This is a genomic window from Nocardiopsis gilva YIM 90087 (assembly GCF_002263495.1).
GTDB lineage: Bacteria > Actinomycetota > Actinomycetes > Streptosporangiales > Streptosporangiaceae > Nocardiopsis_C > Nocardiopsis_C gilva.
This window is the reverse complement of record NZ_CP022753.1, coordinates 3,534,791-3,554,736: the sequence shown is the minus strand read 5'-3', so window position 1 is coordinate 3,554,736 and position 19,946 is coordinate 3,534,791. Positions and strand designations below refer to the sequence as shown.

Annotated in this window: 18 protein-coding genes and 2 pseudogenes; 6 read left to right on the top strand and 14 right to left on the bottom strand. The window is 73.7% G+C overall.

Going from position 1 to position 19,946, the window contains the following annotated elements; all coding sequences use genetic code 11:
• Positions 1-103: 103 nt before the first annotated feature.
• Positions 104-1,082, top strand: a pseudogene (locus CDO52_RS16225) (exonuclease domain-containing protein).
• Between the two features lie 470 nt (positions 1,083-1,552).
• Here the strand turns inward: CDO52_RS16225 and CDO52_RS16220 are convergent.
• Entirely contained in the window at positions 1,553-2,176 is a 624-nt protein-coding gene (locus CDO52_RS16220) for a TetR/AcrR family transcriptional regulator (protein ID WP_017617752.1), read from the bottom strand.
• A gap of 112 nt (positions 2,177-2,288) precedes the next feature.
• On the opposite strand from CDO52_RS16220, the gene CDO52_RS27575 reads away from it, so the two are divergent.
• Entirely contained in the window at positions 2,289-2,453 is a 165-nt protein-coding gene (locus CDO52_RS27575; protein ID WP_157745602.1) for a hypothetical protein, read from the top strand.
• Positions 2,454-2,463: 10 nt separating this feature from the next.
• On the opposite strand, the pseudogene CDO52_RS29525 reads toward CDO52_RS27575, so the two are convergent.
• The 9 genes and pseudogenes from CDO52_RS29525 to mftA all read right to left on the bottom strand — a co-directional run.
• Positions 2,464-3,132 (bottom strand): annotated as a pseudogene (locus CDO52_RS29525) (mycofactocin-associated electron transfer flavoprotein beta subunit); the annotation flags it as partial.
• 63 nt (positions 3,133-3,195) lie between these two features.
• A complete protein-coding gene (locus CDO52_RS16210; RefSeq protein WP_017617750.1) occupies positions 3,196-3,540 on the bottom strand; it encodes a ferredoxin family protein in 345 nt (114 codons plus the stop codon).
• Entirely contained in the window at positions 3,537-4,865 is a 1,329-nt protein-coding gene (locus CDO52_RS16205) for an FAD-dependent oxidoreductase (protein ID WP_017617749.1), read from the bottom strand. Before CDO52_RS16205 ends, CDO52_RS16210 begins: the two co-directional genes overlap by 4 nt.
• Complete coding sequence (locus tag CDO52_RS16200) at positions 4,862-5,875, bottom strand: mycofactocin-associated electron transfer flavoprotein alpha subunit (RefSeq protein WP_017617748.1); 1,014 nt, start codon at positions 5,873-5,875, stop codon at positions 4,862-4,864. The genes CDO52_RS16205 and CDO52_RS16200 overlap by 4 nt, the downstream gene beginning before the upstream one ends.
• 367 nt (positions 5,876-6,242) lie before the next feature.
• Positions 6,243-8,321 carry an oxidoreductase gene (locus CDO52_RS16195; protein ID WP_094932499.1) on the bottom strand — a complete coding sequence of 693 codons (2,079 nt, stop codon included), beginning with the start codon at positions 8,319-8,321 and terminating at the stop codon, positions 6,243-6,245.
• Positions 8,322-8,360: 39 nt separating this feature from the next.
• On the bottom strand, positions 8,361-10,385 hold the full coding sequence (locus CDO52_RS16190; protein ID WP_017617745.1) for a mycofactocin system FadH/OYE family oxidoreductase 1: 2,025 nt from the start codon (positions 10,383-10,385) through the stop codon (positions 8,361-8,363).
• Entirely contained in the window at positions 10,373-11,662 is a 1,290-nt protein-coding gene (gene mftC / locus CDO52_RS16185) for a mycofactocin radical SAM maturase (protein WP_094932498.1), read from the bottom strand. Before mftC ends, CDO52_RS16190 begins: the two co-directional genes overlap by 13 nt.
• Positions 11,659-11,970: a mycofactocin biosynthesis chaperone MftB gene (gene mftB, locus CDO52_RS16180; RefSeq protein WP_017617743.1), complete on the bottom strand. Its 312-nt coding sequence runs from the start codon at positions 11,968-11,970 to the stop codon at positions 11,659-11,661. Before mftB ends, mftC begins: the two co-directional genes overlap by 4 nt.
• Positions 11,971-11,990: 20 nt before the next feature.
• Entirely contained in the window at positions 11,991-12,128 is a 138-nt protein-coding gene (mftA, locus tag CDO52_RS16175) for a mycofactocin precursor MftA (protein ID WP_198345741.1), read from the bottom strand.
• Positions 12,129-12,274: 146 nt separating this feature from the next.
• Here mftA and CDO52_RS16170 point away from each other — a divergent pair, with 146 nt between their 5' ends.
• Both CDO52_RS16170 and CDO52_RS16165 read left to right on the top strand, forming a co-directional pair.
• Positions 12,275-12,868, top strand: a complete 594-nt coding sequence (locus CDO52_RS16170) for a Uma2 family endonuclease (protein ID WP_017617741.1) — start codon at positions 12,275-12,277, stop codon at positions 12,866-12,868.
• Positions 12,869-12,927: 59 nt separating this feature from the next.
• Entirely contained in the window at positions 12,928-13,734 is an 807-nt protein-coding gene (locus CDO52_RS16165) for an alpha/beta fold hydrolase (RefSeq protein WP_017617740.1), read from the top strand.
• An 83-nt stretch (positions 13,735-13,817) separates the two neighbouring features.
• Here CDO52_RS16165 and CDO52_RS16160 read toward each other — a convergent pair whose 3' ends face one another.
• Positions 13,818-14,132, bottom strand: coding sequence for a hypothetical protein (locus tag CDO52_RS16160; protein ID WP_017617739.1), 315 nt, complete (start codon positions 14,130-14,132; stop codon positions 13,818-13,820).
• A gap of 182 nt (positions 14,133-14,314) precedes the next feature.
• Here CDO52_RS16160 and CDO52_RS16155 point away from each other — a divergent pair, with 182 nt between their 5' ends.
• Positions 14,315-15,535: an RNA-guided endonuclease InsQ/TnpB family protein gene (locus tag CDO52_RS16155; RefSeq protein ID WP_017617738.1), complete on the top strand. Its 1,221-nt coding sequence runs from the start codon at positions 14,315-14,317 to the stop codon at positions 15,533-15,535.
• Positions 15,536-15,596: 61 nt separating this feature from the next.
• Here CDO52_RS16155 and CDO52_RS16150 read toward each other — a convergent pair whose 3' ends face one another.
• The 3 genes from CDO52_RS16150 to CDO52_RS16140 form a co-directional block, all read right to left on the bottom strand.
• The gene (locus tag CDO52_RS16150; RefSeq protein WP_017617737.1) at positions 15,597-16,526 is read right to left on the bottom strand and encodes an MBL fold metallo-hydrolase; all 930 of its coding nucleotides are present in this window, start codon (positions 16,524-16,526) and stop codon (positions 15,597-15,599) included.
• A 108-nt stretch (positions 16,527-16,634) separates the two neighbouring features.
• Positions 16,635-17,846: an MFS transporter gene (locus CDO52_RS16145; protein ID WP_017617736.1), complete on the bottom strand. Its 1,212-nt coding sequence runs from the start codon at positions 17,844-17,846 to the stop codon at positions 16,635-16,637.
• 206 nt (positions 17,847-18,052) lie between these two features.
• Positions 18,053-19,054: an adenosine deaminase gene (locus CDO52_RS16140; RefSeq protein WP_017617735.1), complete on the bottom strand. Its 1,002-nt coding sequence runs from the start codon at positions 19,052-19,054 to the stop codon at positions 18,053-18,055.
• A gap of 155 nt (positions 19,055-19,209) precedes the next feature.
• Here CDO52_RS16140 and rnhA point away from each other — a divergent pair, with 155 nt between their 5' ends.
• Positions 19,210-19,689, top strand: coding sequence for a ribonuclease HI (gene rnhA, locus CDO52_RS16135; protein WP_017617734.1), 480 nt, complete (start codon positions 19,210-19,212; stop codon positions 19,687-19,689).
• The last annotated feature ends 257 nt before the right edge of the window (positions 19,690-19,946 follow it).

The following is a 19,946-nucleotide window of genomic DNA, read 5'->3' as shown; positions in this document are numbered from 1 at the left end:
CACGGGCGCCGGGCGGATGCGCCCGTTTCGCGGCGCCCACCCCCGCACAGCGGTAGCCTCACGCTCTGATGCACCGCACAGCGCGACCCGCAGGAGGCGCCCCGTGGCCGACACCTGGACCGCGATCGACTTCGAGACCGCCAACCAGGACCGGGGCAGCGCCTGCGCGGTCGGCCTGGTGCGGGTGGCCGACGGCGCGGTCGTGGACCGGTACAGCACCCTGATCCGCCCGCCGCGCCCCGTGGACTTCTTCACCCGCCACAACACCGCCGTCCACGGCATCACCGCCGCCGATGTCGCCGACGCGCCGCACTGGCCCGAGGTGCGCGCCCGCATCCTCGACTTCGCCGACGGCGGCGTGCTGGTCGCGCACAACGCGGCCTTCGACATGGGTGTGCTGCGCGGTGCCTGCGCCCACACCGGGCAGGGCTGGCCTGGGCTCGACTACGCCTGCACCCTGGCCCTGGCCCGGCGCACCTGGCAGGGCCTGCCCGACCACCGGCTGCCCACGGTCTGCGCCCACATCGGCCACCCGATCACCCGCCACCACCGGGCCGACGCCGACGCCGAGGCCGCCGCGCGCGTCGTCATCGCCGCCCTGGGCCACTTCGGCACCACCGCGCTGCGCGACCTGGCCCGCGCCGCCCGCCTGCGCCTGGGCCGCCTGGAGGCGCACCACGCCGCGCCGTCGGATGCGCCGAGGGCCGCTCCCCACCGGCCCCGCGCCCGCCGCGGCCGCCCAGGACCGCTTCGCCCGCTGGCAGGAGGCCAGCCGCGCCCCACTGCCCGAACCCGACCCCCACGCCGACCCCACCGGCCCGCTGTACGGGCGCACCGTGTGCGTCTCCGGCGACCTGGACGCCATGGACAAACCCGAGGCCTGGAAGCGCATCGCCGAGGCCGGTGGCCGACCCGCCAAGAACGTCACCCGCGCCACCGACGTCCTGGTCATCGGCGCCCACGACGGGACGGGCAAGACCAGCAAGCACCTCCGGGCCGAGGCCTACCGGGCCCGCGGCCAGCGCATCGACATCATCACCGAGGCCGAATTCCGCGCCCGCCTGGCCCTGGCCCACCCCTGACAGGGCCAGGCCGTTCCACCGATGCAGCCCCGGCCCCCTCGGCGTCGGCCCGACACCTCTGCGGCCGCCGCTCCCGCTGGAGCGCCCTACGGGGGCCGTGCGCGCCTGGGCCGTCCGGGAGGGCGTCGCCGACGCCGGACCTCTGCGCGCTTGATGCGGTGGCCCCCGGCCTTCCCAGGCGGTTCCTGGAGGCCCGGCGGGCGGGCATCGAGCGGCGCCTAGATCGGTGATGAGAGTCGGCTGGAGCGGCCCTGCCCAGCCCGGGCAGGTTTCCCGCCTCCCCTCCGTTGATCTCGGGGTTATCGACGGAATTCCCGCCAAAATTCCGTCGATAACGCCGAGATCAACGGAGGGAGCGGTGGTGTGGCGCGGTAAACGCACCGCCGGAGGCCTGCGGGCGCGCCGTCGCGCTCATGCGTCCGCTGCTCGCCTGGCACCACCGGCCAGGCCGAAGATCTCCCATCAACCATCTAGCGGTGGGTGGCGAGCTCGAACAGGGCGACCAGCTCGGTGGCGTACTGCTCCAGATCCACCTCCGGGTGCATGACCCACGTGGCCAGCGCCCCGGTCAGCGCCCGGCTGACGGTGGTGGCCAGCACCTGGGGGTCGAAGTCGCGGAACTCCCCGTCGCGCTGGCCCTGGCGCAGGATCGCGACCAGCTCACCGGTGATCGAATCGTCGGCGCCCAGGGAGGCGAAGCGCAGCGTCCCGTCCTCCCGGCGGTGGCTGCCGACGATGGTCATCACCGCGATCGAGCGCTTCCGGTGCGACCGCATGTAGTCCAGGGTCGCCGCGATGTAGACCCGCAGCCGGTCGCGGGCCCGGGACTCGGCCGCCAGCCGGGGCTCGATGAAGGCCCAGATGTCGGCGTAGATCTCGGCGACGATCTGGTCCAGCAGGTCGTCCTTGCCGTCGAAGTAGTAGGAGATGACACTCTTGCTGATCCGCGCGTTGTCGGCGATCTGAGCGAGCGACGCCTGCGCGTAGCCGACCTTGGCCACCGTCGTGATCGCGGCGTCGACGATCTGCCGCCGCCGCGCCTCCTCGATGATCGAATGGGGTTTGCGGGGGTTCGGGCTACTCTCGGGTCGCATGGCGTGACGCTAAGCCACCAGGGTCGGGGTCGGCAAGGCCCGCAGCAGCCCCCCGCCGGGTGTCCTGGTCGCCGGGCAGGGGCGGGCAGGCGAGCGCCGGTCACCGGTAGCCGTGGCGGCGCAGGAAGGCCAGCAGTTCCTCGGCGGCCTGCTCCGCCGTCAGCGGGCCCAGGACGGTGGGCGGGTCGCGGTCCTGGGCGGCGTTGGTCAGGGCCAGCAGCCGCTCGTGCGCCGTCGCGCCCGGGGAGGCGGCACCAGGCGGGTGCGCGGGCGGTAGGCGCGCACCCCCCGGACCCGCACGCCCGGGCGGCGGGGCGGTGCGGGCGCCGCCCGGGGACGGGGGCGTCGGCCGCCGCCAGCGCCCCGGCCAGCGGGGCGCGGCGCAGCCGCATCCCGCCCGCCTCCACCGAGCACACCGCGGGCACCGGGATCCGCAGCAGTTCGCGGCGGCCGCCGTCCAGTCGGCGCTCGCCGACCAGGGGGGCGCCGTCGACCGTGCCGGTTTGCGCCTCCAGCCGCACCAGACCCAGCGCCTGGGCCGCGCCCAGCTCGTGGGCCAGCAGCGCCGGCAGCGCCCCGGTGCCCCGGTGGGGGGACCCGGCCCCGCACAGCACCAGCGCGGGCGGCGCTGCGGCACTCTGCGTGATGGCCGCGGCCAGAACGGCGGCCAGTGCCTGCTCGTCTTCTGCGATCCCGGCCGCGGAGTCGGGGTCGCGCTCGGCGCCGTGGACGCGCAGTACGGCGGCCCCCAGCGCGAGGATCTCGCGCAGCACCGGCTCCACCTCGGCGGGCCCCGCGCTGACCACCAGCACCCGCCCCGACCAGGCCTCGGCCACCCGCAGCGCGTGCTCCACCGCCGCGGCCTCGCCTGGTGGCAGCTCGGCGCAGCGCGCGTCGACGCCGATGTCGCCGGTCAGCGCGTCGACGCGGGGCGGGGGTCGGTGGGACGCACGCACGCCACGACCAGCGGTCCGGCGCCGTCGCGCCGGTGCGCGGGGCCACGGCGCCCGTCGGGGCGCTCACCCGCGTCGGAAGACGACGCCGTGCCCGCCGTCGGGGTAGCTCCAGGAGATCGCGCCGTGCTGGTCGCAGACCATGTAGCAGGTGCCGCACTCGAAGCACTGCTCGTAGTTGAACAGGATGCCGCTGTCGGCGGTGGGGGTGAAGAGGTCGGCGGGGCAGGCGGTCACGCACGGTTGGGCCGGGCATGTGCGGCACACCTGGGTGTCGACGGTGATGTGCGGGCGTTCGCCCACGCGGAAGTGCACGGTGCCCATGCGGTCGGTGAAGGACAGGTCGTCCCAGCCCGCGGCGTCGTCGGCACGGGTGTGGGCGCGCTGGTGCGCGGCGGGGTCGGGGCTCATCGGAACACCCTCCAGGCTCTCCAGGCGTCGGCGGCCAGGTGGCGCAGCCGCACCCCGTTGCGGCGCGCCGAGCGGCGCAGGAGCGCGGCGATGCCGGGTTTGGGTTCGGGGTTGGTCACGGTGAACACGCCGTGGGCCAGGTCGGTGAGGAGGTGGGGGTAGCGGTGCTGCACCCGGTCGGACAGCACCAGGCCCGGGGCGCCGCGCAGGCGTTTATGGTCGGCCAGGACGAAGGTCGACTCCAGGTCGCGGCGGTAGGGGGCCAGGGCGCGGGCGGATACGTCGCCGGTGGCCAGGGCGTTGGCCGCCGCGCGTCCGGCGGCCAGTCCGGACCCGATGGCGAAGTTGACGCCCTCCAGCCAGATCCCGGCGGCCAGCGTCATCCCGGCGGCGTCCCCGGCGATGAGCAGGCCGTCGTCGACCAGGCGGGGCATGCGGTCGTAGCCGCCCTCGGGGATGAGGTGGGCGGAGTACTCCTCGACGGTTCCGCCGCGGAGGTAGGGGGCGATGGCGGGGTGGCGTTTGAGGTCGGTGAGGACCTCCTCGGGGCGGACGCCGGCCTGGGCCAGGCCGGTCAGGGAGAGTACGGCGCCCACCGCCACGGTGTCGGTGTTGGTGTAGAGGAACCCGCCGCCCGGGATGCCGCGGGTGTGGCCGAGCATCTCGATGTCGGCGCCGTCGGTGCCGCGCAGGCCGAATCGTTCGTCGATGGTGTCGCGGCCCAGGCCGATGACCTCCTTGACGCCGAGGGTGTGGTGGGCGGTGTCGGCGGCGGGCAGGAGCCCGGCCTGTTTGGCGAGGAAGGAGTTGACGCCGTCGCAGGCGATGACCACGCGGGCGGTCAGGTCGCCGGCGGGGCGGTCGGTGCGCACGCCAGTGAAGCTGCCGGTGGGGTCGCGCAGCAGGCCGGTGGCCACGGTGGAGGTCAGGAGGCGGGCTCCGGCGGCGACGGCTTTGTGGGCCAGCCAGGAGTCGAAGTCGGCGCGGTAGGCGGTCATGCCGTTGTGGGGCGGGGCGCCCCAGTCCTGGGCGCGCAGGTCCGCCGACAGGGCGCGCTGGGCGGTGAGCAGCATGGTGGAGCGGCGCACGACCCACCGCTGGACGGGGGCCTCGTCTCGCCAGTGGGGCAGGACGTCGTCGAGGACGCGTCCGTAGACCACGCCGCCGTAGACGTTCTTGGAGCCGGGGTAGGGGCCGCGTTCGAGCAGGGTGACGGAGCGTCCGGCGCGGGCGAGCTCGAGGGCGGCCGCGGCGCCGGCCGGGCCCGCGCCGACCACGACGGCGTCGAGGGGAGCATCGGGGTCGGGGGTGTGGGGCGGGGTCATGGGTCGGGGGCCTCCTCCCGCATGCGGCACTCCAGTGCCTCGAGCAGGGCGCGGGCGTCGGTGACCAGCCCGAGGTCGGCGCGGCGCGTCATGGGGCAGGCGGGGTCGGTGTTGACGCTGACGATGTGCCGGGGCGCGCCCAGGCCGCCGGTGTGCTGACTCGCCCCAGAGATCCCAAAGGCGATGTACAGTTCCGGGCCAATCATGGCGCCGGTAATGCCAATTTGACGGTCGGGGTCCATCCAACCGGCATCGGTGGCCACGCGGGTCGCCCCCGCTGAGGCGTCCAATCGGGCCGCGACCCGGACCAGGCGGTCGAACGTTCGGCGCGCCTCGTCCGCGACGGTGCCGCGCGGCACCAATCCGGCGCCTCCGCCGAGCACGCGGGCCGCCTCGCCCAGCTCCCGCGATTCGGGGCGGGGATCGGTGACGCCGAGGGACTGAGCGTCGCGGGCCGATGCGACCGGCAGTGCGATCGGCACCGGTTCGACGCTTCCTACCCCGTCGGCGGCGGGCGCAACCGTCCGTGCGCCCGGCAGGAGCGTGGCGACGGCCGGAGCCGGCGCGTCGGCGTCCACGATCACCCGCCCCTGCAGGCGCTCCAGCTCGGCGGCGACGACCCCGCTGACCGGGTCGAACCCCACCCGGATCGCCCCCGCCAGCAGGGCGCGCCCGCAGGCGGCGGCCAGGCGCGGCGCCAGATCGCGCCCGTCCGGCGAGGCCGGGCAGATGACCAGCGGGATGTCACGAACCGCGTCGACGAGCCCGCCCAGCAGCGCGGCGGGCCCGGCCCGCGCGCCGGTCTCGGCGTACCACGACCGCACGGCCACACCGCGCAGCTCCTCGGCGGCGTCGCGCGCCCCGGACCCCACCACCAGAGCGTGGCCGCGGGCCTCGGCGACCGCCTCATCGGCGCCGGCGGGCAGCGCCCCGTCCCGGGCGTGGACCACGGCCAGAGGCCGCCCGGCGGGCAGGGCGTGGGACGCGGATGGGTGGGCTGAGGACGTCATCAGTTCCTTCGCTGGGTCGTCGGGGATGCGGCCGGGGGCGGTGGCCGGTGGTGCGGGCACGAGCCAGTCGGCGCCGGGCCGGCGTCGCGTTGTGCCGGGTGGTGGGCGGGAGGCGATCGCCTCCCAGGCCGCGTGTGCTGAGGGTGGGCGCTTCCGCGCCCGCGGGCGGCGACGGCTGAGGCGTGCCGCCGCAGCGTTGCTGCGGGTTCCGGTCGCCCCCGGGCGTTGTTGTCGAGGACGGCTGTCCGTCCTGCGCCCGAGGCGGATACTGCACCGGCCCGGTCGGGGCCAACGCGGGGGACCGCGGGCCAGCGGCCGCGCTCACGGCCGAGGCCACCCAGCGCCCGCAGCGGGCAGGACCGGGGGGTCATAGGCCCACCGCCACGGCGTGGCCTTCGGCGACGGCCGCGTGCGCGCGGCGCGGGGCCAGGCAGTCGCCGACGCGGTGGACGGTGAAGGGGGAGCCGTGCAGGGCGTGCCACAGGTCGTCGTCGGGCCGCTGGTGCACGGCGCACACCACCCAGTCCACCTCCCGCGTCTCCTCGGCTCCCGTGGGGTGGTGCTGGAGACGCAGCAGCACCCCGCCCGCCGGGCCCGGCAGTTCCTCGGCGCCCATCGGCACCCGGTCGGTGCTCTGGCGGATCCCCAGTGCGTCCGCCTTCACGTTCCAGGTCTCCAGGTCGAGGGTGATCCCCAGGTCCTGGCCGACGACCAGGGCCGGGGTCATCACCTCCACCTCGCATCCCCGTTCGGCCAGTAGCTCGGCCACCGAGGTGGCCTGGTGGAAGCCCAGCTCGTCGACGACCACCACGCGCCCGGCCGGGTCCGCCCGCCCCTGGAGGACGTCGCGGACGTCCACCGCGCGCGCGTGCCCGTGGGCCCACCACGGTGCCGCGGGCACGGCGCCGGTCGCCAGGACCACCGCGTGCGGGCGCCGCGCCGCGAGCATCTGGGCATCGGCCTCGGTCCCGAGTTCGACATCGACGCCCAGGCGGCGGACGTGGGCGGCGAGGTTGCGGGTGAGGTCGAGGAACTCGGCGCGGCCGGGCGCCCGCGCGGCGATGGGCACCTGGCCGCCCAGCTGTCCCTCGCGCTCGATGAGGGTGACCCTATGGCCGCGCTCGGCGGCGCTGACCGCGGCCTGCAGGCCGCCCGGTCCACCGCCCACGACCAGCACGCGCCGCCCCGGTCGCCCCCACACGGCCCCGGTGGCCGGAAGGGAGACCGCGGCCGGGGCCGCCACCCCGCCGCTCTCACCGCGCGCACCGGCAGCCCCGGCGGCGCCCGCCGAGTCTGCCGGTGCCGCCTCGTGTCCCGCGTGCGGGTTCTCGATGCACCCCAGCCACCGGTTGAGCCCCATGCGCCCCACGCACTCCTGGTTGCACGACAGGCAGGTGCGGATCTCCTCGGCGTGGCCGGAGCGCGCCTTGGCGGCGAAGTCGGGGTCGGCGATCTGCCCGCGCACCACACCGACGAGGTCGGCGTGCCCGGCACCCAGGGCCCGGTCGGCCTGCAGCGGGTCCTTGAAGCGGCCCACCCCCACCACCGGGAGGCGCACCGCCGCGCGGATCGCGGTGGGGATGTAGGCGGCATAGCCCGGCGGGACGCGCATGCTCGCCTCGACCATGTGCAGGGTGTGGGTGGCCACCCCGATGGAGGTGTTGAGGTAGTCGACCTGGCCGGTGGCGTCCACCATCCGGGCCACCTCCACCGCCTCGTCGATGGTGGTGCCGCCCTCGATCAGCTCGTCCCCGCACAGGCGCACCCCCACGACCCGGTCCGGTCCCACGGCCGCGCGCACGGCGTCGATGAGGTGCAGCAGGAGCCGTGCGCGGTTGGGCAGTGGGCCGCCCCAGCGGTCGGTGCGGTGGTTGGTGGCCGGGGAGAGGAAGGCGCGGACGATGGAGGAGTGCGAGCACTGCAGCTCCACCCCGTCGAAACCGCCCGCCACACAGTGGGCGGCCACCTGGGCGTAGGCGTCGGTGATCTCGGTGATCTCGTGCTCCTCGACCGCCTTGGGCACCTCGCCGAACAGCGGGTCGGCGATCGGGCTGGGCGCCCACACCGGCAGCCGGGTGTACATGGAGCTGGCCTGCCCGCCGTTGTGGTTGAGCTGGGCCAGGATCGGCACGTCGTGGGCGTGGACGGCATCGGTGAGGCGCCGGTAGTCGTCGACGACGCCGGGCGCATAGCCCTCGATGAGTTTTTCGTAGGGGCGGTCGGTGGGGTGGGTGGAGTGCTCCTCGGTGATGATCAGCCCGGCCCCGCCCGCCGCGCGGGCGGCGTAGTAGGCCGCGTGCTGGGCGGTGGGGCGGCCGTTGTCGGCGTAGTTGGTCAGGTGGGCGCAGAACACGATGCGGTTGGCTACCGTCAGTGGGCCCAGGCGCAGCGGGGTGAACAGGTGGCGGTAGGTGCCGCGTCCGGCGGCGGGCCCGGGCGGGTTCATCGGCGCCTCCTCTCCTGCTCGTGGGCTCCTGGGCCGGGGTCACCGGGGCGCGGGGGCGGCCCGGTGGGGCGCCTTCTGGTGTGCGGGCGCGTCCAGGTCCAGCGCGCGGCGGCGCCCCTCCAGGACCGCTTCGAGCACGGTGCGCGGCGCCACGCAGTCCCCGGCGCGCGGCGTGCCGGGGCGCAGGGTGTACAGGGACTCCTCGGGCAGCCGGTGCCCGCAGTCGACCACCCCGGCGCAGCCGATCTCGCGCCGCTGGGCGGTCCACACGTCCTCCAGCACGACCCGCCCCCTTCGCGCCGCGCACAGCCGGGAGCGCGGGTGGCGGGCGACGCCGGCGCGCTGCAGCCGCGCGTTGGCGTCGGCCAGATCCCCGCACAGCGCCAGCCGCTCGCCCACGATGCGGGCGGGCGTCACGAGGTGGACGCCGCGTCCCAGGTCGGCCAGCCATTCGGAGGCCGCGACCGCCACCGGTCCGCCCACGGGGTCGTACAGGACCAGCGGCCCGTCGGCGGGCAGCAGGCTGCGGCGGACGAGCACGTCGGCGATATCCAGCCACACCGGCGCATCGTCCTCGTCGTGCCCGCCCGGGCCGGGGGTGTGGGGCAGGGCGGGCCCCTCGGCGGGGCGCGACCCCGTGGCCAGCACCACGTCGCGGCCCGCCTGGGCCGCCGCGTCCAGGTCGGCGACGCCGATGCTCCGCTGGAGCTCCACGCGCACGCCCAGGCGGCGGCACTCCCGCTCCCACCAGTCGACCAGCAGCCCCAGCCGCCGGCGGCTTGAGGCCGTGGCGCCGCTGTCGGGGGCGGTGGCCGTGCGCAGCATTCCGCCCAGGTGCCCGGCGCGTTCGGCCAGGGTGACCCGGTGTCCGCGCAGCGCCAGCACCCGGGCGCACTCCAGCCCCGCCGTGCCGCCGCCGACCACCAGCACTTCGCGTTGCGCGGGGGCTTCCCCGGCCACGGGCGGGTCCTGGCCCTCGTGCCCGCTGCGCGGCTCGGCGATGCACGACACCACCGGGTTGCGCGGGTCGCGGACCTGGCAGGCCTGGTTGCACAGCACACACGGGCGGATCCGCTCCACCGCCCCGGCGCGCGCCCAGGCCACCAGGTCCGGGTCGGCGATCTGGGCCCGGGTCATCTCCACCAGGTCGGCCACCCCCGCGGCCAGCGCCGAGCGCGCCTGGTCGGCGTCCACGACGCTGCCCTGCAGCACCACCGCGCACCGGCCGGCCGCCGCCGCGCGCATCGCCGCGCACAGCTCGCGGTTGAACCCCGGCGGGGTGTGCAGGTCGGGGCGGTAGGCGCGCGGCGCCAACGGGCCGCCGCGCACCACCGTCAGCAGATCCACCTCCCCGGCCAGCTCCGCCACCTGGACGGCCGCCGCCTCGGGGGTGACACCAGCCCAGGGGGCCAGCTCGTCGCACGACAGCCGCAGCGCCAGCACGCGCCCCGGCCCGATGGAGGACCGCACCGCCGCCAGCACCTCGCGGGTCAGCCGCAGCCGGTCGGCCCCGTATGCGTCGGTGCGGGTGTTGGTCAGCGCCGAGTGGAACTGGCGCAGCAGCGCCCAGGCGCCCGCGTCGACCTCCACCCCGTCGAGCCCGGCCTGCGCGGCCAGCGCGGCGGCGTCGCCGAAGCCCGCCACGACCTCGGCGATCTGCTCGCGTTCCATGGCCGCGGGCATCTCGCGGCTGATGACGTCGGCCACGGGCGAGGGCGCCCACAACACACGCTGGGAGTAGGCGCTGGAGCCCTGGGAGCCGGCGTGCCCGAGCCCGGCCAGCACCAGGGCGCGGTGGGCGTGGCAGGCCTCGGCCACCGCGGCCCACCCGTGGCGGCACGCGGCGGCCAGCGGGGCGCGCTCATAGGGGTGGTCGTCGGCGTGGACGGAGGCCGTCTCGGTGATGATCACCCCGGCCCCGCCGGCGGCGCGCCGCTCGTAGTAAGCGGTGTGGCGCGGTGACAGGGCGCGGCCGTCGCCGAGGTTGGTCGCGTGTGGGCCGAACACCACGCGCGCGGGTGCCCGGCGGCCGGCCAGCTCCACCGGGCCGGTCAGCTCCCGCATGCGCGACCACCGGGCGGCTCGGGCGTCGGGGGGACGTCGGCTAGGGGGTGCTCGGCGCACGGTGCGGCCGGCGGGCGGCGGCCGATGGTCACCGGCACGGGGCCCGGGGACGACCGGCCGTGGGGCCGAGAGGCGGGAGGGGCGCCCCTCGGCCCGGTCCGGTGCGAGTGGTCGGGGCTGGGGCGGGGCGTGCGGGCGGCGTCGACGCCGTTCAGGGCGTGGGCGCCGTGCCCTTTGACGCACTCGGGGTCGGGTCCCTGCAGCGGCAGCCCGGTGAAGAACTTGGCCGCCATGCACCCGCCCCGGCAGGCGTCGTAGGCGTCGCAGGAGGCGCAGGCCCCGCCGGTGTCGGGTCGGCGCAGCCGGGCGAACAGCTCCGAGGAGCGCCACACCCGGGTGAACCCGCCCGGGTCGCGCACCGACCCGGCCCAGAATTCCTCGTGGATGGCGAACGGGCAGGCATAGACGTCGCCGAGTGGGTCGATCAGGCACACCACGCGCCCGGCGCCGCACAGGTTGAGGCCGGGCAGGGCGTGGCCGTAGGCCGACAGGTGGAAGAACGAGTCGCCGGTGAGGACCCGCTGGCCGTGGTCCAGCAGCCAGTCGTACAGGGCACGCTGCTGGGCGGGGGTGGGGTGCAGCTCGTTCCACACGCGCGCCCCGCGGCCCGCCGGGCGCAGACGGGTGAGCCGCAGCGTGGCGCCGTAGCGGTCGGCCAGCCCCAGCAGGGCATCCAGCTGGTCGATGTTGTGCCGGGTGACCACCACCGAGAGTTTGACGCCGCCCGTGTCGGCCGCGGCCAGGTGGTCCAGGGCGCGCAGCGCGGTGGCATAGGAGCCGGGGCCGCGCACGGCGTCGTTGACCTCGGCGGTGGCGCCGTCCAGGGAGATCTGCACGTCGACGTAGTCGTTGGCGGCCAGGCGGCGTGCCACGGTGTCGGTGATCTTCACGCCGTTGGTGGAGAACTTGACGCCGACGTGGTGGGTGGTGGCGTAGTCGAGCAGCTCCCAGAAGTCGGGGCGGACGGTGGGTTCGCCGCCGCCGATGTTGACGTAGAAGACCTGCATGGCCGCCAGCTCGTCGATGACGGCCCTGGCTTCGGCGGTGGTCAGTTCGTGCGGGTCGCGCCGCCCGGAGCTGGACAGGCAGTGCACGCATGCCAGGTTGCAGGCGTAGGTGAGCTCCCAGGTCAGGCAGATGGGGGAGGACAGGCCGTGCTCGAAGTGGTCGACCAGGCGCGTGCCGGAGGCGGGCGGTGGGGGTGTCGCATGGGTCACGGGCGGTCCTTCGCGGGGGCAGGGGCGTGGGGACGTTCGATGACCATGTGGGTGGCGGCCAGCCGGGCCAGCGCGCGGGCGTAGCGGGGCAGTTCGGCCTCGGTGACGCCGGCCTGGGCGCAGGCCGCGCGGGCGCTGGGGTGGTCGGGCAGCCCGCGCACGACGTCCAGGAGCCGGGGGTCCTTCAGGAATGACAGGCGGCGGGTGCCGAAGTGGTAGAGCAGTGCGCCGAACGGTTCGGGGCGCACGGCGACCTGGGGGTGCACATCCCAGGCGCGGTCGAGGTCGAGGTCCGCGGGCTCGGGCATGGCCGGCATCCCTGGGGCTTCTAGTAGACGCCGCACATGCCGTCGATGGAGACGTCTTCCACGAGGAGTTCGTCGTCGACCAGGTCCTCGTAGTCGCCACTGGGACCGGTCTGCGGGTCGAGGGGTGCGGGGACGGGCATCGCGGGTTCGGGGCTCATCGTGTTCCCTTCGCCGACCGTGCGCGCCACAGCACGCACAAGCGTGTGATTCGCGCCACCACACGAAACGTTAACGGTATTCACGGCGGAACGGAAGAGAGCGCGAAACACCTGCCGAGTCCCCCCTGTGTGGATAGGTTGAGTCCATGGCTGCCGGGCCGCTTCCTGAGCCGACCGAGCGGGTTCCCGACTGGCTGGTTCGTGGGTTCACCGCCGACGAGTTCCTTCAGATGCGCGGCCTTCCCCCGCACACCGAGCTCATCGACGGCAGCCTCGTTTTCGCGAGTCCGCGGATGCAGTGGCACAGCTGGGTCGTCGAGCTGTTCAGTAAGGAACTCGACCGGCAGGCCCCTGAACACCTACGGGCGACCCGCGAGATGTCGGTGCGTATCGGCGAACGGCAGATGCCAGAACCGGACGTCATCGTTATCGCGGCCGAGGCGGTCGACCCCCAAGCGACCCACTATCTCGCGTCGGACGTCCTCCTCGCCGTTGAAGCGGTGTCTCCGGAATTCCGGGAGCGTGACCGCGAGACCAAGCCGCAGAAGTACGCCAGGGCGGGAATCCAGCACTACTGGCGGATCGAGCAGGAGGGTTCACGGGTTGTTGCCTACCTCTACGAACTCGATACCGTAACGGCCTGCTACGCGGTCTGGGGTATCCACCACGACCGGTTGAAGACATCGGCCCCCTACCCGATCGACATCGACCTCACCGCCGTCGGCCGACGCGGCGGGTGACCCGCACTCCACGGAAACTCGGTTGGCCGCGTCGAGCGGCTCAGGCACGATCAAGAGCCGTGACGACCGACGAATCCTTCATTCACGTCAACGGCCGCAGGCTCGCCTACCTCGACTTCGGCGGTGAGGGGCCGCCCCTGCTCGCGCTGCACGGGCATTTCTCGCGCGGGCGGATCTTCGCGCCACTGGCGCGCGCACTGAGCAGGCGCTACCGCGTGATCGCGCTCGACCAGCGTGCCCACGGGCGCTCTGACCACGGCGGAGACCTCCGCCCGGAGGCCTATGTCGCCGACGCGGCGGCACTCCTCCGCCAGCTGGGCCTGAGACAGGCCGCAGTGCTGGGGCACTCCATGGGCGGCGTGATCGCCTACCGGCTGGCCGCGCGCCACCGCGATCTGGTGGGGGCGCTGATCGTCGTCGACATAGGCACCGTCAACCAGGAGCCCGAGGTGCAGCCGGTCCTGGATGTGTCCGGATGGCCACGCCGTGCCGCCTCGCGCGACGCGCTCGCTGCGGCTATCGCGGCGCAGGGGGTGCCCGCGTGGTTCTTCATGGACAGCGCCGTCGAGTTCGACGACGGCTGGGGGCTGCTCTTCGACTACCAGGACATGATGGCCTCGCAGCAGTCGCTGATCGGTGACCACGGCGAGCACTGGTGCTCTGCCGCCCAACCTGCGCTGCTGCTGCGTGGGGGTGACAGCTTCATGCTCGCTGCCGACCGCGCCCGCACGATGGCCCGGGAGCGCCCCGACGTCGAGACCGTGGTGTTCCCCGGGTGCGGGCACTGGCTGTATGCCGAGGAGCCCGACCGCTTCGCCCGCGCCGTCGGAGACTTCCTGGATCGCCGTTACGCGGGCACGCGCTAACCACTCCTCGACACGCGTGTGCCCCCTCGGTGGCCGGGCGGTGCTTCCGACGGTGCCGCCGCCCCAGCGGGGATCCGCGCGGTTCAGGCGTCGGCGAAGTCCTCGCTCGTGGGCGGTTCGTCCTGGGAGGCGGCCAACCGGCCCTCGTCGGTGATCGCCCGCGACAGCAAGGTCGATCTTCTGTGTCTGGAGGAGTTCGGCTGCGAGAACCCGGGCGACAAGGGGCCCAAGCTGCTGTTGTAGATTTCCACGCAGAGGCAGGAACGCACGGTCGCCGCGGCCGCCACGAACTCCCCGTTCGCCGAGCGGGCGAAGACCGTCGGGGCCCGTCGGCTCTGCGCGGCCGCGTGCTTGCGCAGCACTGTGCCCGGGAGAATGCGGGCAGGCGCCGCGATCATGGGCGGCGGACGGCACGGTACGGAGGGTGCGGGGTGGCCGATTCCCTCGTCACCGAACCTTCCGGAGGATGCCCCGGCGTTCAGGCCGGGGGAATCCGGTTCCCCGCGTAGCGGGACAAGGAAAGCCGTCGTGCCGATAGGCCAGACGGCGCCTGTCGCACCCACCCGATACGTTGCAGGACATGGCGACACCGAAGAACACCGGAGATACCGGGCAGGCCCGGTACACCTACCGGCTTCGCGTGTCGGCCACCGCCCACACCGCCCTCATCGGTGAGTGGAACCGGTGCCGTTGGGTGTGGAACGAGTGCGTTGCCAAGTCCAAACAGGTGCACACGCACAACAAGGCCACCGGCCAGAAGGTGACATGCGGCCCGGCCCGGCTGGACACGATGCTGACCCAGGCCCGTCAGACGTCGGCGTGGCTGCGCGAGGGAAGCAGCGTCCCGCAGCAGCAGACCATCCGGGATTTCGCGAAATCCCGCGCCAAGGCCCTGAAGGACATCAAGGAACGCCTGCCCATGCGGCAGCGTGCGGGGATGCCCCGATGGAAGAAGAAGCGCCAATCCCTGCCGAGTCTGAACTACACCCGGCGCGGATTCCGTCTCAAGGACGGCCGTTTGCATCTGGCCGGGGGGATCGTTGTGCGGGTGGTGTGGTCGCGGGAACTGCCCGCTGAGGCGTCCAGCGTGCGCGTCTATCAGGACAACCTCGGCCACTGGTATGCCTCGTTCGTGGTTCCCGCCGAGGTCCAACCGATGCCGGAGACCGGGCGGGTGATCGGTGTGGACTGGGGTGTGAAGGAGACCGCGACCACCACGTCCGACGCCCACGACCTTCCGCACACCGGGCACGGCAAGACGGCGGCTGCGAAGCTGGCCCGATACCAGCGGTTGATGGCCCGCCGTAGACCCGCGAAGGGCAAGCCCGCTTCGAAGGGCTACCGGACGGCGAAGCGGCAGGCCGCGAAGCTGCACAGGAAGGTGGCGAGGCAGCGGCAGGACACCGGGCGCACATGGGCCAAGCGCGTCGTGCGCGACCACGACGCGATCGCGGTAGAGGACTTTCGTCCGAAGTTCCTGGCCAAGTCCACCATGGCGCGCAAGGCGGCTGACGCCGCCATTAGCGCCACGAAGAGGGCGCTGGTGGAGATGGGCCGCAAGCACAGGCGGGACGTCCGTCTCGTGCATCCCGCGCATACCACCATGGAGTGCGCGTCGTGCGCAGCGAGAACCAAGCACGCACTGCCTCTCTCAGAACGAACGTATGCCTGCACCGCGTGCGGGGCCGTGTCCCCGAGGGACAAGAACTCCGCGCGTGTGATGCTGGTCCGGGCTGGTCTGGCCCCGGCTAGTGCTGAGGGCGTAAGACCAGATCAGGCGCTGCCTGATCTGGCTGCCTGAGCTAGGAATCCCCGCTTGGCCCTGAAGGAGAGAATCCCCTCCCCTTCAGGCAGGGGAGCAGTCAAACCACACAGCGCAGCGGACCGCCGTTGTAGGTGACGGCATCGGCGAACGCGGCCAGCACGTCGGGCTCTTTGCCGTCGGCGTCGGCATAGGCGCGGTGCAGGTTGAGCACCACCCGCTCCGGATCGTGCCAGTCGGCGAACTCGCCCAGCTCAACGCCGTTGGCGGCCTCCAGCGGACTCAACCCCTCATTGCGTCCCCAGGCCGCCGTCTCCAGGATGAAGCGGTAGTAGCGGTCGTGGGCCGCCAGCACCGTGCGGAACGCCCCCTCCTCGAGCAGCCCCCCGTGCCCGGGGATGATGTGGTCGGCCTCGAAGTCCGACAGCCAGGCCACCGAGCGCCGCGCCCCCTCCAGCGACCCCATCAGCACCAGCGGGGTGACCTGGTGGAACACCAGGTCACCGGTGAACAGGACGCGCTCGTCCGGCAGCCAGGCGACCACGTCGCCCGGGGTGTGCGCCCGATAGCCGGGATGGCGCAGCTCGACCCGCCGCTCGCCCAGGTGCAGCGTCATCCCGTCGGTCAGGGTCAGGGTGGGCGTGCGCAGGCGCGCCCCGCTCCAGTCCGGGGTGGGCTGCCACACCGGGGGACAGCCCTTGATGAACGGGTCGGCGATCATGCCCGCACGGGTCGCCTCGTGGGCGATGACGGTCGTGTCCTCCGGCAGCAGATAGTTGCCGTAGGTGTGGTCGCCGTGCAGGTGTGTGTTGAGCGCGAAGCGCAGGGCCGCCCCGTCCACCGCGTGCCGTGCGGCCTGGAGGAAGCGCCGCGTGCGGTCGGCTGTGCAACAGGTGTCGATGACTAGGGCGTCGCCGCCGTCGTCACCGCGCACGACGCCCGCGTTGTTGATCCACCAGGAACCGTCCGGCTGCACCCACGCGTGCACGCCCGGCACGATCTCCACCAGGCCCGCGTTCGCCGCACTCATCGCCTCGACCTCCGCATCCGCGTCATGCTTCGGCGCTCACCCTCTCGCGGCGCCCGATGGGTGTCGAGTGGGGCAAGGGCGAATATCGGCCCCTGCCCGAAATAGGCATCACACCGTGGTGGCCGACTCCTGCTCAGCGCCGTCCCCGGCCCTGGCGGAAGCAGGGGCGGGGCGGCGCAGGCGGCGGTCCATCATGCCCGAGGCCAGGGCCACCACCAGACCGGCCACGGCCAGCCCCGCACCCAGCAGGTTGGGGGCGGTGTAGCCGTAGCCCGCGGCGATGACCAGCCCGCCCAGCCAGGCCCCGGCCGCGTTGGCGAGGTTGAGCGCGGAGTGGTTCAGCGCCGCGGCCAGCGACGGCGCGTCCTTGGCGGAGTCCATCAGACGGATCTGCAGGGAGGGCACCAGGGCGGTGCCGGTGACAGCGACCAGGAACACCATCACCACCGCCGCGATCTTGAACGGGGCCAGGGCGTGCAGGAGCAGCAGCGTCACCGCCATGCTGATCAGGCAGACATACATCGTGGGCAGCAGCGCCCGGTCGGCCGCGCGCCCACCGACGAGGTTGCCCACCGTCATGCCCACGCCGTAGACGGCCAGGATGACGGCCACGGCCGGGGCGCCGAAGCCCGCCACCTCGGTCATCATCGGGGAGATGTAGCTGTAGGCGGCGAACATGCCGCCGAAGCCCACCGCGCCGACCAGCAGCGTCATCCACACCTGCAGGCGGGCCAGGGCGCTCAGCTCGGAGCGGACCGAGGCGCCGGGCTGGGGGCGCTGGGCGGGCACCAGGCGGATGAGCAGGATGAGGGTGAGTACGCCGACGGCCGCGATCATCCCGTAGGTGCTGCGCCAGCCCAGGTGGTGGGAGGCGATCGTGGCCAGCGGCACCCCCACGATGTTGGCGACCGTCAGCCCCGCGATCATCAGTGCGAACGCCTGGGCGCGCTTGGTCACCGGCACCAGCGCGGCGGCCACCACCGATCCGACCCCGAAGAAGGTGCCGTGCGGCAGCGCGGTCAGGAACCGGGAGATGAGCAGCAGGTCGAAGGTGGGGGCCAGCGCCGAGGCGATGTTGCCCAGGGTGAACAGCGCCATCAGCGCGATGAGCAGCCGCTTGCGGTCGATACGGGCGCCCACGGCGGCCAGCAGCGGGGCGCCGATCACCACGCCGATGGCATATCCGGAGATCATGTACCCGGCCGTGGGGATCGACACCCCGAAGTAGTCGGCCACATCGGGCAGGATCCCCATGGCGACGAACTCGGTGGTGCCGATAGCGAATGCTCCGATAGCCAGAGCGAGCAGGGCGATAGGCACAGAGGCTCCTCAGCGGTTGCTGAATGGATTGCGTCGGGTCAAGGGGGGTGAGGCGACCGGCCGCCCAGCCAGCATCGGGTGCGGGCGAGCCGGAGACACTAGCGCCAACGCAATGCCCCGCCGCATCTCATTCCGGATCCGTCCGATTCGCTGTGTGATTGCGCTCTCGCCCCTGCGTGACCGCCGCCTCGGGCCGCGGCGGCCCGTCAGTCGGCGAACCGGTGGGCGTCGACTTCGGCCAGCAGGGCGGCGCGCCGGTCGGCGTCGATGAACGCGGCGTTGACGGAGTTGCGGGCCAGCGTGCGCACGTCCTCCTCGCCCAGCCCGAGGGCCGAGCGTACGCCGCGCATGTTGTCCTCGGCATAGCCGCCGAAGTAGGCGGGGTCGTCGGAGTTCACCGTCACCATGAGCCCGGCCTGCAGCATGCGGGGCAGCGGGTGGTCCTCCAGACGGTCCACGACGCGCAGCCGGACGTTGGAGAACGGGCACACCGTCAGCGGCATGCGCTCGCTGCGCAGCCGCTCGACCAGGGCCTCGTCCTCCATGCAGCGCACGCCGTGGTCCACGCGCTCGACCCCCAGCGCGTCCAGGGCCTGCCACACGTAGGCGGGCGGCCCCTCCTCGCCGGCGTGGGCGACCAGGTGCAGCCCGGCGTCGCGCGCCGTGGCGAACACCTCGCGGAACTTCTCCGGCGGGTTGCCCACTTCGGCGGAGTCCAGCCCGACCCCGCTGATCACATTGAAGTAGGGGCGCGCCTCCTCCAGCGTGCGCAGGGCTTCGTCGGCCGGGCGGTCCCGCAGGAAGCACAGGATCAGCCGTGTCGTCATCCCGTGGCGTTCCTCGGCGCTCTCCAGTGCGGCCGCGAGCCCGCGCACGACTACGTCCATCCCGACACCGCGCACGGCGTGGGCCTGGGGGTCGAAGAAGATCTCGGCGTGGCGCACCCCCTGGGCGGTAGCCCGGGCCAGGTAGGCATCGGCCAGATCGGTGAAGTCCCGCTCGGTGCGTAGCACCGCCATCAGCGCGTAGTACAGGTCGAGGAACGACTGCAGATCGCTGAAGGAGTAGGCGGCGCGCAGCTCGTCCACCGTGGCGTAGGGCAGCCGCACCCCGTTGCGCTCGGCCAGCTCGAAGGCCAGCTCGGGTTCGAGCGTCCCCTCGATGTGGATGTGCAGCTCGGCCTTGGGGATGGGGACGGGGGTGGACATGGGCGCGCCGCCTCGATTCTTCTCTGCTCGGTGGGTGGTCGGTACCCCGACATTCTTCCCGTCAGGAGGGGGCGGACGGCTCTGGTAGGGCCGGGGCGGGCCGCGTTGGGTCGGCCACAGTGCGGGCGGGGCGGCGGGGCGATAGATTGCGCGCCATGGACACCAGCGGGGGGACGGCGCCGGGCACGGGCGCCGTGGAGATCTACACCGACGGCGCCTGCAGCGGCAATCCGGGGCCCGGAGGGTGGGGCGTGGTGCTGCGCTACGGCGCCCACGAGAAGGAGCTCTACGGCGGCGAGGCCGAGACCACCAACAACCGGATGGAGCTGATGGCGGCGATCATGGCGCTGGAGGGCCTGACGCGCCCGGTCCCCGTCCACCTGCACACCGACAGCACCTATGTGCGCAACGGGATCACCAAGTGGATCCACGCCTGGAAGGGCCGGGGCTGGCAGACCGCCGACAAGAAGCCGGTGAAGAACGCCGATTTGTGGAAGCGCCTGGATGCGGCCGCCACCCGTTACGACATCGAATGGAGGTGGGTCAAGGGCCACAGCGGCGACCCGGGCAACGACCGCGCCGACGCCTTGGCGTGCCGGGGTCGGGACGAGGCCGCGGCGATGCCGGCGCCCTGACCGGGCCCGTGTCCTGCACGCGGGACCCGGCCGGGGTTCTGGTCGGCTCCGCGCGGTGGGACGGGGGTGGGGGCACGGACCCGTGGATTCCTACGTACCAGCGCGTTCCGCGTCTGGAGTTCGGCGCCACCGTGCTCCGGCCCGAACGGCTCGGGGGCACCCGGCTGGCGACCACGGGGTTCCCCATTGCCGCGAGTGATCACCGTCGGCCGGTGTGCGGGGACCGGGCCACCCGGGGCTCCGCCGTGGGCTGGCCC

Excerpts from the sequence above, each read along its gene's own strand:
- CDO52_RS16220 (WP_017617752.1), bottom strand. The coding sequence starts at position 2,176 with ATGCGACCCGAGAGTAGCCCGAACCCCCGCAAACCCCATTCGATCATC.
- CDO52_RS16210 (WP_017617750.1), bottom strand. The coding sequence starts at position 3,540 with ATGAGCCCCGACCCCGCCGCGCACCAGCGCGCCCACACCCGTGCCGAC.
- CDO52_RS16205 (WP_017617749.1), bottom strand. The coding sequence starts at position 4,865 with ATGACCCCGCCCCACACCCCCGACCCCGATGCTCCCCTCGACGCCGTC.
- CDO52_RS16200 (WP_017617748.1), bottom strand. The coding sequence starts at position 5,875 with ATGACGTCCTCAGCCCACCCATCCGCGTCCCACGCCCTGCCCGCCGGG.
- CDO52_RS16195 (WP_094932499.1), bottom strand. The coding sequence starts at position 8,321 with ATGAACCCGCCCGGGCCCGCCGCCGGACGCGGCACCTACCGCCACCTG.
- CDO52_RS16190 (WP_017617745.1), bottom strand. The coding sequence starts at position 10,385 with ATGCGGGAGCTGACCGGCCCGGTGGAGCTGGCCGGCCGCCGGGCACCC.
- mftB (WP_017617743.1), bottom strand. The coding sequence starts at position 11,970 with ATGCCCGAGCCCGCGGACCTCGACCTCGACCGCGCCTGGGATGTGCAC.
- mftA (WP_198345741.1), bottom strand. The coding sequence starts at position 12,128 with ATGAGCCCCGAACCCGCGATGCCCGTCCCCGCACCCCTCGACCCGCAG.
- CDO52_RS16170 (WP_017617741.1), top strand. The coding sequence starts at position 12,275 with ATGGCTGCCGGGCCGCTTCCTGAGCCGACCGAGCGGGTTCCCGACTGG.
- CDO52_RS16160 (WP_017617739.1), bottom strand. The coding sequence starts at position 14,132 with ATGATCGCGGCGCCTGCCCGCATTCTCCCGGGCACAGTGCTGCGCAAG.
- CDO52_RS16155 (WP_017617738.1), top strand. The coding sequence starts at position 14,315 with ATGGCGACACCGAAGAACACCGGAGATACCGGGCAGGCCCGGTACACC.
- CDO52_RS16150 (WP_017617737.1), bottom strand. The coding sequence starts at position 16,526 with ATGAGTGCGGCGAACGCGGGCCTGGTGGAGATCGTGCCGGGCGTGCAC.
- CDO52_RS16140 (WP_017617735.1), bottom strand. The coding sequence starts at position 19,054 with ATGTCCACCCCCGTCCCCATCCCCAAGGCCGAGCTGCACATCCACATC.
- rnhA (WP_017617734.1), top strand. The coding sequence starts at position 19,210 with ATGGACACCAGCGGGGGGACGGCGCCGGGCACGGGCGCCGTGGAGATC.